The sequence below is a fragment of the Salmonella sp. 32020114201800008SM genome, from assembly GCF_017572025.1.
GTDB classification, from domain to species: domain Bacteria; phylum Pseudomonadota; class Gammaproteobacteria; order Enterobacterales; family Enterobacteriaceae; genus Salmonella; species Salmonella enterica.
Window position 1 is genome coordinate 162,118 of record NZ_JAGEQM010000004.1, and the last position, 13,669, is coordinate 175,786.

General features: G+C 49.3%; 9 protein-coding genes. 5 read left to right on the top strand and 4 right to left on the bottom strand.

The genetic code is table 11. The features are described from left to right. Positions 1 to 57 precede the first annotated feature (57 nt). Complete coding sequence (yghU, locus tag J4613_RS13040) at positions 58 to 924, bottom strand: glutathione-dependent disulfide-bond oxidoreductase (protein WP_000774852.1); 867 nt, start codon at positions 922 to 924, stop codon at positions 58 to 60. Between the two features lie 226 nt (positions 925 to 1,150). On the opposite strand from yghU, the gene gss reads away from it, so the two are divergent. Continuing rightward, a complete protein-coding gene (gene gss, locus J4613_RS13045; RefSeq protein WP_000033690.1) occupies positions 1,151 to 3,007 on the top strand; it encodes a bifunctional glutathionylspermidine amidase/synthase in 1,857 nt (618 codons plus the stop codon). A 669-nt stretch (positions 3,008 to 3,676) separates the two neighbouring features. Then, positions 3,677 to 4,732, top strand: coding sequence for a methyl-accepting chemotaxis protein (locus tag J4613_RS13050; RefSeq protein WP_000475253.1), 1,056 nt, complete (start codon positions 3,677 to 3,679; stop codon positions 4,730 to 4,732). Between the two features lie 299 nt (positions 4,733 to 5,031). Here the strand turns inward: J4613_RS13050 and uxaC are convergent, their stop codons facing one another. The 3 genes from uxaC to uxuA all read right to left on the bottom strand — a co-directional run bounded on the left by uxaC (position 5,032) and on the right by uxuA (position 9,223). Then, the gene (gene uxaC, locus J4613_RS13055) at positions 5,032 to 6,444 is read right to left on the bottom strand and encodes a glucuronate isomerase (protein WP_000190180.1); all 1,413 of its coding nucleotides are present in this window, start codon (positions 6,442 to 6,444) and stop codon (positions 5,032 to 5,034) included. An 11-nt stretch (positions 6,445 to 6,455) separates the two neighbouring features. Continuing rightward, on the bottom strand, positions 6,456 to 7,928 hold the full coding sequence (locus J4613_RS13060; protein ID WP_000437127.1) for a fructuronate reductase: 1,473 nt from the start codon (positions 7,926 to 7,928) through the stop codon (positions 6,456 to 6,458). A gap of 110 nt (positions 7,929 to 8,038) precedes the next feature. Beyond that, positions 8,039 to 9,223 (bottom strand): mannonate dehydratase, encoded by a 1,185-nt coding sequence (uxuA, locus tag J4613_RS13065; protein WP_000815487.1) that lies wholly within the window; start codon positions 9,221 to 9,223, stop codon positions 8,039 to 8,041. Between the two features lie 404 nt (positions 9,224 to 9,627). On the opposite strand from uxuA, the gene J4613_RS13070 reads away from it, so the two are divergent. From J4613_RS13070 to J4613_RS13080, 3 genes are all read left to right on the top strand, one after another. Beyond that, complete coding sequence (locus tag J4613_RS13070; protein ID WP_000784371.1) at positions 9,628 to 10,932, top strand: MFS transporter; 1,305 nt, start codon at positions 9,628 to 9,630, stop codon at positions 10,930 to 10,932. A 395-nt stretch (positions 10,933 to 11,327) separates the two neighbouring features. Continuing rightward, positions 11,328 to 12,206, top strand: a complete 879-nt coding sequence (locus J4613_RS13075) for a carbon-nitrogen hydrolase family protein (protein ID WP_000089254.1) — start codon at positions 11,328 to 11,330, stop codon at positions 12,204 to 12,206. Between the two features lie 38 nt (positions 12,207 to 12,244). Next, positions 12,245 to 13,168, top strand: a complete 924-nt coding sequence (locus J4613_RS13080) for a polysaccharide deacetylase (protein ID WP_000540888.1) — start codon at positions 12,245 to 12,247, stop codon at positions 13,166 to 13,168. Positions 13,169 to 13,669 lie beyond the last annotated feature (501 nt).

Genomic DNA, 13,669 nt, shown 5'->3' on the forward strand with positions numbered 1-13,669 from the left:
GTCAGCAGGGAATACCATGCCGGATGACGACATTACTACCCCATCCGGCATTATGGTTTAACTTTGACGTTTATCTTCGGTATGGTTTTCGAAGTCGCTGGCGTCATGGCGTTCGTGAAGCTGTTCGTTCAATGGGCCGTTGGTCCGGTTGACAATGCGCCCCCGCTTTACCGCCGGACGTTCGGCTACCTGTTTCGCCCAGCGTTGTACGTTTTGATAACTTCCGGCATCCAGAAACTCCGCTGCATCATAGACATTCCCCAGCACCACGTTGCCGAACCACGGCCAGATGGCCATATCGGCAATAGTGTACTCTTCTCCCGCGACATACGGGTGGTGAGCTAACTGCTTATCCAGCACGTCCAGCAGACGCTTGGCTTCCATGGTGAAGCGATTAATGGCGTACTCAATTTTTACCGGCGCATAATGATAGAAATGACCGAAACCGCCACCGAGGAACGGCGCCGCGCCCTGTAGCCAGAACAACCAGTTAAGGGTTTCTGTGCGCTTAGCCAGATCCTGCGGCAGGAAATGGCCAAACTTATCCGCCAGATAAACAAGAATTGCGCCCGACTCAAAAACTCGAATCGGCGGGTTGTGTGAGTTATCGCGCAGCGCCGGAATTTTTGAGTTCGGATTGATGTCAACAAAGCCGCTGGAGAACTGATCGCCTTCGCCGATGCGAATCAACCAGGCGTCATATTCGGCGCCGGTCACGCCCAGCGCCAGGAGTTCTTCCAGCATAATGGTCACTTTCTGGCCGTTAGGCGTCCCCAGCGAATAAAGCTGTAACGGATGTTTGCCGACGGGCAGCGTTTTGTCGTGCGTCGGGCCGGAAACCGGGCGATTAATGTTAGCGAACGCGCCGCCGCCGGATTTATCCCACGTCCAGACTTTTGCGGGTTGATAAGTATTATCTGCCATATTGACCTGCCTTCACAGTGGTGGTGTTGAAGCAGTGTAGCAGCTTGCTAACCGGACATTTAACCGATTGGGACATTCCGGCGAGTGAAATTTTAACCTTCTGGCCTCAGTGTGCCTTATTGAGGTGTATGATTATGTCGACCTCTGTCCGGTTAGTGTCACAGAGCAGACAATCAGAGCGAAATCACGCCAGGCTGCTCAGGCGGTCTTGTTTTGAGGTAAGTGCATGAGCAAAGGAACCACCAGTCAGGATGCCCCCTTCGGGACATTATTGGGTTACGCCCCCGGCGGCGTAGCGATCTACTCTTCAGATTACAATTCCCTCGATCCGTGGGACGACGACGACGCAGCTTTTCGTAGCTACATCGACGATGAATACATGGGGCATAAATGGCAGTGCGTGGAATTTGCCCGCCGTTTTCTCTTTCTGAATTATGGCGTTGTTTTTACTGACGTCGGCATGGCCTGGGAAATTTTCTCGCTGCGTTTTCTGCGCGAGGTCGTGAATGACAATATTTTGCCTTTGCAGGCCTTCCCGAACGGTTCGCCGCGCGCGCCGGAGGCCGGGGCGTTGCTCATCTGGCAAAAGGGCGGCGAGTTTAACGAAACCGGGCACGTTGCGATTATCACCCAACTCCTGGATAACAAAATTCGTATTGCTGAGCAAAACGTTATCCACACGCCATTGCCGCCAGGGCAGCAGTGGACTCGCGAACTGGAAATGGTCGTAGAAAACGGGTGTTACACCCTGCGCGACACCTTTGATGACACGACGATTTTAGGCTGGATGATCCAGACCGACGACACGCAATACAGTTTGTCACAGCCTGACATCGCGAATCAGTCGCTGGCGATTCGCGGCGCAAGGCTGCCAGAGAAAGGTCAGTTTGACGGTCAGTGGCTGGATGAGCGCGATCCGTTACAAAAAGCCTATGTACAGGCGAACGGACACGTTATCAATCAGGACCCGTACCAGTATTTTACCATCACCGAGAGCGCTGAACAGGAGCTTATCAAAGCGACCAATGAGTTGCATTTGATGTACCTGCACGCCACGGACAAAGTTTTAAAAGACGATAATCTGCTGGCGCTATTCGATATCCCCAAAATTCTTTGGCCGCGCCTGCGCCTCTCCTGGCAGCGCCGTCGTCACCATATGATCACTGGTCGTATGGATTTCTGCATGGATGAACGCGGGCTGAAAGTCTATGAATACAATGCCGATTCCGCATCATGCCATACCGAAGCGGGATTAATTCTCGAAAAATGGGCTGAGCAGGGCTATACCGGTAAAGGGCATAACCCGGCAGAGGGCTTAATTAACGAGCTGGCAGGCGCCTGGAAACACAGTAAAGCGCGTCCTTTCGTCCATATCATGCAGGATGATGATATCGAGGAGGACTATCACGCGCAGTTTATGCAGCAGGCGCTGCATCAGGCCGGCTTCGCGAGCAAAATCCTCCGCGGGCTGGGCGAGTTGCGCTGGGATGACGCCGGGCAGTTGATCGATGGCGACGGACGGCTGGTGAATTGTGTCTGGAAAACCTGGGCGTGGGAAACGGCGATGGAGCAGATACGCGAAGTCAGCGAGACGGAGTATGCCGCAGTGCCTATTCGTACCGGGCACCCGGAAAATGAAGTCCGGCTGATTGATGTATTACTGCGCCCGGAAGTGTTGGTGTTTGAACCGCTGTGGACGGTGATCCCGGGTAACAAAGCGATCCTGCCCATCCTGTGGTCGCTCTTCCCGCATCATCGCTATTTGCTCGACACGGATTTTACCGTTAACGATGAGCTGGTGCAGACCGGCTATGCGGTAAAACCGATTGCCGGACGTTGCGGTAGTAATATTGATTTGGTGAGCCATCAGGAAGAGCTCCTGGATAAAACCAGCGGCAAGTTCGCCACGCAGAAAAATATCTATCAGCAGTTGTGGTGCCTGCCAAAGGTCGCCGGGAAGTATATTCAGGTCTGTACGTTTACCGTGGGCGGTAACTACGGCGGTACGTGCCTGCGCGGCGATGATTCATTAGTCATTAAAAAAGAGAGCGATATTGAACCGTTAATCGTCATCAAAGCGTAACGGGGTCATTCTCGTCGGGATATCGGCGTGGGTGCCGATATCCCGCCTGTTGTGTTTACCAGCGAACGGCTATCAGCCTGCCATTTACTGGTAACATATGAGAAATAATATCACAAATTATTCTTAACTTTTCTGACGCAGGCGGTGACGCTCGCCGCGTTGGCGCATCCGTTTCCTGATTTTCGACTAATCGATACTTTTTGCGGCTGGTTACGCTGCCCCCATTCCTTTGGATTTAGGTCATGCCTGTTTGGCTGGTAAACGGACAGCATAATATATTGATGAGTCCAAATGATATTATTGGTCATATAAAAAGTTTACGTTAGGTTATTTTTCTATTGCAAAAGTTTGCGTTTAAACCCTGTCTGCAATCTTCGGGCTGAGATATAGATACACCTAAGTAAATGCAGTTAATTATTATTCAACTATTATTGTCAGCCTTGTGAATGATATTTTCGTATAAAGTGAAGCGACTTCCATTATGACTATTAATGGTATTATTGAATAGTTTACTCTGTAATTATTTAAGTTTAGTGGACGTTTTGTCTTATTCTGGTGAACGTATGGTTATGGCAGATGACAGCCGATTTTTCATTATGTTAGCATGAGTTGATAATACTTTATCCAGGCATAGATCAGGATGTCCACATATAATAAGGAGAATGGTATATGTTTAAAAAAGTATTAGGCTTGCGCCACTGGAATAATAATGTTGTAAAAATACCGCCGCCAGCAGAATCTGGCGCTAATGCGTCTGACGTGGTGGTGGATACTCCTGAGCCTTATGAGCGGATACTGTGTCAAAAAATTCTGATGGGGATCTCGACGATCGATATCATTCGTAATGCCATCATTAAGTCCTGTGAGCAGCTCAACATTGAAAAAGAACGCATTAATGAACTTAACGAACAGAATGATAAAGCCAGAAGTTCATTAAAATCGCTCGTGGAATTTATCACCGAAATTGGCACGACTTCATCGGATATTGGCTGTCGTATGGGCGACTTAAATACCTCCTTAACGCAAATTAATGCGTGTATTAAAGAGATACAGAAGATCGCTAACCAGACCAATTTGATAGCGATTAACTCCGCGATCGAGGCCGCGCGCGTAGGGGATGCCGGGCGTGGTTTTAGCGTTATTTCGAAAGAAGTGAAAAACCTGTCCGAAGATGTTAAACACAGTTCGAAAAGCGTCAGTACGTTAACCTCTGTAATCAAAGATAATACGGCCAGAGTGAGTGAGGTGCTGGATAACCAACAGCCGGTTATTGATAATATTACGACTAACATAAATCAAATTGTGGAGTCTATTGGCATCGTCATCGATAAATCGCTGAGCATGAAATCGGTCATGCAGTACATCTCTACGGTGCAGTTTTTGAATATTGTCAAAGTTGACCATGTTATCTGGAAAATGGAAGTCTACAAATTACTCTTAAATAAAGACATAAACAGTAAAATAACGATGCACGATCAGTGTCGGCTGGGGAAATGGTACTACGGTTTTGAAGGGCAGCAGTTTAGCAATTACTACAGTTTCCGTAGTCTGGAAGCGCCGCATAAAGAGGTGCATACCGCTGGTCACTCTGCGCTGAACTATTTTGCCGCAGGCGATATGAATGCGATGTCGCAAGAACTTGACAGAATGGAGCGATCCAGTAATGAGGTGGTTAACCAGCTGGAAATGCTGGCTGTCGATTTGTTAAAAGAAACCACACTGTGAAGTCATAAGTTATTACCGTATAACCAACTGGAGCCATCATCAACAGGACTGATGTATCACACTTTCTGCACTGGAGTTATTCCGGACAGAGAAAAAAAGCATGACGCAGAAGATGGCTGTGTTTGTTTACCCGAATCACTTACCTTAGTAAGTGATTCGGGATTAATCAGCAACATCTTTGCTTTTTATCGGCGGCCAGACTTTGGCTGGAAAAGTGCGTTACTGCTAAATTTCTCACTCTCTTACCGCCTTCCTGCCCCTCGAAATACCTGAGACCTGTGTTCACAGATTAATAGCGATTATTTAATCGTGAAATAACGCTGGGCATTATTGAAGCAGATATCCTGAACCATACGGCTTAGCATCGCTTCATCATCAGGAATCTCTCCGTCCTGCGCCCACTGTCCCAGCAGGTTACAGAGAATACGACGGAAATATTCATGTCGCGTATAAGAAAGGAAACTGCGGGAGTCGGTCAGCATCCCGACAAACTGACTTAACAGTCCCATTTGCGACAGTTGCTCCAGTTGGCGCAGCATCCCGTCTTTCTGATCGTTAAACCACCAGCCGGAACCAAACTGCACTTTTCCGGCAATTCCCGGCCCCTGGAAGTTACCGATCATGGTCGCCAGGACTTCGTTATCACGTGGGTTCAGGCAATAGAGGATAGTCTTGGGCAGTTCATTGGTCACATCCATACTGTCGAGCAAACGGGAGAGCGCCCAGCTAATGTTATTATCGCCAATGGAGTCAAAGCCGGTATCCGGCCCCAGCAGGCGGAACATCCGGGTATTATTATTACGGATCGCACCAATATGTAGCTGCATCACCCAGCCGCGCGCGGCGTACTGACGGCCCAGCCAGACCAGCACCGCCGTGGTAAACTGGGCGATCTCAAGTTCGCTCAGCGTTTCGCCAGCCAGACGTTTGCCCAGAATGGCGTCAAGCTGCGCGTCGTCGGGCACCGGCGCAAATCGCAGCGTTTCAATGCCATGATCGGACGCGCGGCAGCCGCAGGCGGCGAAATGGTCGAGACGGCGAGTGAGCGCCTGACGTAAATCGTCGAAACGGGTAATGCTGACATCTGCCGCCGCTTCCAGTTTCCCCAGATAATCGACAAAGCCGTCCAGTTCGATTTTGAAAACTTTGTCGGGGCGCCAGCTTGGCGCGACTTCAATATCAATGCTGTCGTCGGCGGCTATCTGGCGGTGATATTCCAGAGAATCTATCGGGTCGTCGGTGGTTCCGACCATCCGCACATTCATCTGCTGCATAATACCGCGCGCGGAAAAGGCCGGCGTCGCCAGTTTCTCATTACACTGCGTCCAGATACTTTCCGCGGTATCCGGTCCGAACAGCGTACCTGTAATACCAAATGGACGGCGTAGTTCAAGGTGCGTCCAGTGATACAGCGGATTGCCCAGCGTTTTTGGTACGGTATTGGCCCAGGCCATATATTTTTCATAATCGCTGGTCTCTTTGCCGGTGATCAGCGACTCATCCACGCCTGCGCTTCGTAGCGCTCGCCATTTATAGTGGTCGCCTTCCAGCCAGATCTGACCGAGGTTATCGAAACGGCGATCGTCGGCGATTTCCTGCGGACTTAAATGGCAGTGGAAGTCATAAATCGGCATGGGCGCGGCGTATTTATGGTACAGCGTGCGGGCAATGTCGTTTTTAAGTAGAAAATCTTCAGTCATAAACGTAGCCATGATTTATCTCCTTACTTAGCCAGCGCTTCTACCGTGGCTTTCGCGCCATTCTGCAATAGCTGTTGGTAAGCGTCGGTAACGGCTTGCACAAATTCGTGGTTCTTCGGCAGGTCGCTGCCAAAGATAGACTCGATGGCCAGTAGCCCGCGAACGCGTTCTTCCGGCGTCTGATATTGCTGATGAATCGCCTGATACTGCGCTAGCAGCGGATCGACGACATCAATGGTTTTACCTTGTTCATCGATACCGCCGACGTAACGCATCCATCCGGCGACGCCCAGCGTCAGGCGGCGATAGTCATCGCCCTGTTGCAAGTGCAGACGTACCGGGTCCAACAAACGCTGCGGCAGTTTCTGACTGCCATCCATCGCGATCTGCCAGGTGCGGTGTTTCAACGAGGGGTTAGTGAAACGCGCGATCAACAAATTCGCATACCCTTCCAGATCGGTGCCTTCCGGCATTGATAACGTCGGCGCTTGTTCATCAAGCATCAGCGCCAGCGCCGCGCGACGGTAAGCCGGGTTGGTCATGGTATCGGCGATAGTGTCATACCCGCCGAGATAACCCAGATAGGCGAGGAAAGAGTGACTGCCGTTAAGCATACGCAGCTTCATCATTTCAAACGGTACGACATCTGCAACGAATTGCGCGCCGACGGTGTCCCAGTCCGGGCGACCATTCACAAAGTTATCTTCGATGACCCACTGGCGGAAGGGTTCGCAGGCGATAGCGCAAGGATCATAAACCCCTAACTGGTCGGCAACCAGTTGTAGCGTCTCTTCGGTCGCCGCCGGAACAATGCGGTCAACCATGGTGCAGGGGAAGGTCACATTGTCGGCAATCCATGCGGCGAGGGCGGCATCGCGAGCTTTTGCCAGGCCGAGGACGGCAGCCTTCGCGACGTGACCATTCTCGCGTACGTTATCGCATGACAACACGGTAAAAGCTTTCAGTCCTTGCTCCCGGCGCATGTTTAGCGCTTCGACAATATAGCCAATGGCGGATTTAGGCTGCTGTGGATGGGCAAGATCGTTTTGGATCAGCGGGTTATTGACATCAAGCTCGCCGCTGGCGGGGTCGGTGCAGTAGCCTTTTTCGGTCACGGTTAAGGAGACGATGGCGGTTTCCGGGCGCGCCATTGCCGCCAGAATCCCTGCATGGCCGTCGAATTCAGGGTGCAGCGCTTCTTTCATTGAACCGATAATTTTCAGTTCGGTGCTTTCTGCGCCGCGTTCTGCAACGGTGTACAGCAGATTTTGCGCTTTCAGGTTCGCGATCAGCCGCGCGTCGTTACCCGGCATCAGGTTCACTTCACAAATGCCCCAGTCGCTGTCGCTCTTTTCCAGTAAATGATGGGTAAAGAGCGCCTGGTGCGCGCGGTGAAACGCCCCGCAGCCCAGATGCACAATACGGGATACCAGACGTGATTTGTCCCAGTTTGGGCGGGCGACGGAAACCTGGGCGGTGGCGATATTCTGTTCCATTGCAAACTCCTGTCATTCGACGTCTTCGCCCGCGATCTCCGGGGCGAGGCATGTTGCTATTGCATTGAGTAGGGGAAATCGCATGACGCGTCGCGCCATGCGAAAGAAGGTTATTTGCTAAAGAAAGCGCGCTGGATAGCCAGTTCGACGCCGCGGACTTCCGCAAGCCCTTTCAGGCGGCCAATGGCGGAATAACCCGGATTCGTTTTCTTCTTCAGATCGTCCAGCATCTGATGACCGTGGTCCGGGCGCATTGGGATCAGATCGTCGCTACCTTCGGCTTTACGACGGTGCTCTTCTTCCACAATCGCTTTAACGACTTCATACATATCCACATCGCCGTGCAAATGGGCGGCCTCGTGGAAGGTCTTCGGATTCTCTTCGCGCAGCGTAGAGCGCAGATGCGTAAAGTAGATGCGCGGACCAAACTGTTTGATCATATCAACCAGATCGTTGTCGGCGCGCACGCCGTAAGATCCGGTACACATGGTGAAGCCGTTCGCCATGCTATTAACGGTTTCCACCATCCATTGCATGTCTTCAATGGTAGAGACAATGCGCGGCAGGCCGAGAATAGGGCGCGGCGGATCGTCAGGGTGAACGGCCATACGCACGCCAACCTCGTCGGCAACCGGAATAATGGCTTTCAGGAAATAGGCAAAATGTTCACGCAGTTTTGCTTTATCGATATCTTTATACGTCGCCAGGTGTTGACGGAACTGATCCAGCGTATAGCCTTCTTCCGCGCCAGGTAAACCGGCAATAATGTTGCGGGTCAGACGTGCTTTGTCTTCCTCGCTCATGGTGGCGAAACGCCGCTCTGCCTGAGCAATCTCTTCTGCCGTATAGTCGGCTTCTGCTCCCGGACGCTTCAGGATATGCAGTTCGAACGCGGCGAATTCAATCTGGTCAAAACGCAACGCTTTGGAACCATCCGGTAATACGTATTCCAGATCCGTACGTGTCCAGTCCAGTACCGGCATAAAGTTATAGCAAACCGTATAGATACCGCATTGCGCCAGGTTACGCAGCGTTTGCTGGTAGTTTTTGATCCATAAATCGTACTGACCGGTGTGGGTTTTGATATCTTCGTGGATAGGTACGCTCTCTACCACAGACCACTCCAGACCCGCCTCTTCAACGATAGCTTTACGTTTCTGGATCTCGTCTACCGACCAAATTTCTCCATTCGGGATATGGTGTAACGCCGTTACCACGCCGGTTGCGCCAGCCTGGCGTACATCTGACAGCGTTACCGGGTCGTTAGGTCCGTACCAGCGCCAGGTTTGTTTCATATCTCGTTTCCTCTTCTTGCGATAACGTCTTCGTGGTTGACCCATTGCCAGCCAACATCGAAACGTGCTTTGTAAACCCGTTCTGACCCCTAAATTCAACCAAAATTTTTCTCATGTCAACCTTATTGTCTAAATTGGCTAACCAAATCACAAATATCATCATTCACGGTCTGCCAATTTTATTTATTTGATCTGTGTCAATTTTTGCTGGGTGAAAAGCATTCACCATTCAACTTGAAATGAGTTGATGTATTTATTTCAAGAATATTAAGGGCGGGAGTTGCCGCCAGATTTTGACCGGTCCGGATGAGAAAATATTGATTGGTCAACCAATTTTTGTGATTTCAGTTTTCCCGCTACAGGTCAGACGGCGCGGAGCTAATGTTTTTTAACGAGGCTTTATCATGAAGATGACAAAATTAAGATGGTGGATTATCGGCCTGGTCTGCGTAGGGACCATCGTAAACTACCTGTCCCGTAGCTCGCTTAGCGTTGCGGCGCCAGCGATGATGAAAGAACTCCATTTTGATGAGCAACAATATTCCTGGGTGGTGAGCGCCTTCCAGCTTTGTTACACCATTGCGCAGCCGATCACCGGCTATTTGATGGATGTCATCGGACTGAAAATCGGCTTCTTTATCTTTGCCTTGTTGTGGTCGCTGATCAACATGGCGCACGCGCTGGCCGGCGGCTGGATAAGTCTGGCATTTCTGCGTGGTCTGATGGGGCTAACCGAAGCGTCAGCGATTCCGGCCGGGATTAAAGCCAGCGCCGAATGGTTCCCGACGAAAGAACGCGGTATTGCGGGGGGACTGTTTAATATCGGTACTTCGATTGGCGCGATGCTGGCGCCGCCGCTGGTGGTCTGGGCGATGCTGACCTTTGCTGATAGCGGCATCGGTACTGAAATGGCGTTTGTGATTACCGGTGGGATCGGCGTGCTGTTCGCCATCACCTGGTTCCTGATTTATAACTCGCCAAATAAACACCCGTGGATCACCCACAAAGAGCTGCGTTATATCGAAGACGGCCAGGAAAGCTATCTCCAGGACGATAATAAAAAACCGGCCGTTAAAGAGATCGTTAAAAAGCGTAACTTCTGGGCGTTGGCGATTACCCGTTTTCTGGCTGACCCGGCATGGGGAACGCTGAGTTTCTGGATGCCGCTGTATCTGATTAACGTGATGCATCTGCCGTTAAAAGAGATCGCCATGTTTGCCTGGCTGCCATTCCTGGCGGCGGACTTTGGCTGCGTTGCAGGCGGTTTCCTGGCGAAGTTCTTCATGGAAAAGATGCACATGACCACGATCAATGCGCGTCGTTGTAGCTTTACCATCGGCGCTGTTTTGATGATTTCGATCGGTTTTGTCAGCATTACGACTAACCCGTATGTCGCCATTGCATTGATGAGTATTGGCGGTTTTGCGCACCAGACGCTGTCTACCGTCGTGATTACCATGAGCGCTGACCTGTTCAAGAAAAATGAGGTCGCGACGGTTGCCGGTCTGGCAGGATCTGCGGCATGGATGGGACAGTTAAGCTTCAACCTGTTTATGGGGGCATTGGTCGCTATTATCGGTTACGGCCCGTTCTTCATTGCACTCAGTCTGTTCGATATTATCGGCGCCATCATCCTGTGGGTACTGATTAAAGATCCAGAAAAGCACCACCCGCCAATGACGGAACAGCCGCTGGCGTCTCACCGCTAAAGCTGTCTCGGTTTCACTGGCCTGATAAGCGAAGCGCTACCGGGTTCTAACGGCCACCTTCGGGTGGCCGTCTTCATTACCCTTATCGGTAAAAATACGCGTTGGTTTTATACCAGCGCGTTATCATTTAGTTTGCCTGATTATTTTCAGATGCTGAAAATAATATTGTGGTAAGGGTTATTGTTTTTCGCCTGGATTTTTATCGACTCTCTGTCTCGCTGCGATCATCGATAAAGTCCCCTTTATGTAAATAAAGGTTCAATGCTTCTACTCTTTTCCCCATATATTTTGCGCAGCTTCACAAAAAATAACCTGATGTCGTAATGTCCGCTCCCTAATATTCTCCATGCGCTATACGTTAATTTAAGTTTAAATTTCATGCCGGGGATATCACGATGTCACGTAATTTTACTGTTTCAGCCTGTCAGTATATTGTTACCGAAATAAACACTTTTGAAGATTTCATAACAAAGGTAAGGATACTTCTTAATAAAAGTCAGGGTGCTGATGTCGTTATCTTCCCGGAGCTATTTACCATTGAGTTATTTACATTATTGAAAAAATGGCAAGAAAGACCCATTTCACACCTTACTTTAATTGATCAGTTCACGGATGCCTATAAGCAGCTTTTTCAACAGGAAGCGAAAGAAAGAGGACAGTTCATTATTGCTGGCTCTCATCTGGAGCAGACTGGAGCAGATCGCTATGAGAATGTTGCGCATATATGGGGACCCGATGGCGAACATTATGCTCACAGTAAGACGCATATCTTCCCGGCTGAACGGGGTTGGTATACTCAGGAAGGCGATAAAATGGCTGTTTTTCAACTGCCATTTGCAAAGGTGGGTTTTAATATTTGTTATGAAGCAGAAATACCGGAGTGTGCCGCGACGCTGGCGGAACAGGGTGCGGAGTTAATTTTAACGCCTTCCGCTACGTTTACTGAACAGGGATTTTGGCGAGTCAGGCATTGTTGCCACGCACGTTGTATTGAAAATCAAATTTATCTTGTTCACTGTTGCCTGGGCGGAAACCCGGGCGGGCCACTGCCAGGCTGCTGGGCCCGAAGTTCAATTTTAAGCCCCTGTGATGTCGTGTGGAAAAATCCACAAGGTATTATCGCAGAGGCGCACGTCAATCAAGAGGATGTCATTTCAGGAGAAATTAACCTCGATGTTCTATATGAAAATAGACTTGGGGGGGCAGCAACAACGTTCAAGGACAGACGCAGAAAAGCAGGCATATATAATATCTGGCCATCACACATTAAATAACAGAATGTGTCCCTTCTATGTATTAGCTGGAGGTCGTTATGGGATATTTAAAATTACCTGAGGGTAAAAGGATTGCGGTCAATCTTGGTGTTGATGTAGATGCTCAGTCTTTATGGCTGGGCGGATTTAATCGACCGTCGCCATCCTTTATGTCACGAGGAGAGTTTGGTGCTCAAGTTGGCGTACCAAGGCTTCTGAAATTGTTCAAAGAAAATAATATCAAAACCACCTTTTTTATTCCCGGACACACTGTAGACACCTTCCCGGAAATCATTAAAGCAATTTTTGATGCCGGGCATGAAATCGCTCACCATGGCTACTATCATGAAAATCCGACGCTGGTGAATCGTGATACAGAACGCCGACTTATGGATCTGGCGTTCGCCTGTTATAAAAGACATTTCGGCATACGCCCTGTGGGATACCGTTCTCCCTATTGGGATTATAGCGAGAATACGCTGGATCTTCTGGAGGAAGCCGGTTTTCTCTATGACAGTAGCCTGATGGCGAGAGATCTTGTGCCTTACCATCCTCAACGTTGGCAGGTGAATTGGGAGACGGGAAATATCGCAGGCCCGGCCAGCGCGATTCTGGAAATTCCTGTTAGCTGGTATCTGGATGATTTTCCCGCACTGGCGTATACCGGCAACCAGGAGGGGATGAGCGATACTGACGGTGTTCTGCGACGCTGGAAGGATATTTTTACCTATGCTTATCACCATCAGGAAAACGGTTTATATGCGATGGCCCTTCATCCGCAGATAATCGGTCATGGGCATCATATGATGATGTTGTCACGTTTGATTGAACATATTAAAGGGCATGATGGCGTATGGTTTGCAACCTGTGAAGAGATAGCCAGTGTCTGGGTGGATGACGAAGAGGATCGACAAAAAATGCTCCGTCCTGATGTTCGTGGCGTAGCGCCGGTTCCGGATGATTATGGCTGGCCAGGCAAATGATATCACCTCATGACAATGTTAATATCAGTCGGGTAACGGATTACCCGGGCAGAAGTTACCTGTTTGCCCGCTCGTTAATGCATATTGTCCATCAGAAAGGGAGACTATCCCGGGACGTATAAAATCTTTTTTATTTCGGTCAAAACGTTAATCAACGAGAATAGTTTTTTTTTGATTTAAATCATTTTTTAGTGTTCACAGGATAATAATCAAATAACATTTGTAATGTGAGTATTAAGAAAAATAAAATTTCCATAGTGATTAATTTTTATTTAACGCTTTGATTTTTAATGTTTTTGTATGTGTTAATTGATGTAAATCAATTTGGATTTTTTTATTAAATAAGTAAAAATTAAGTTGATATTTGCTTTTTGATGTGTTTTTTATATATAGCTGATTATTATTCTGAAATGTCAATTTTTGAATAACGACGCTGTGATACCGGCACCAGGGATACTTTGCGATAAAAGGGATTGAATATGGCAGAGAGCGTTCAGTATA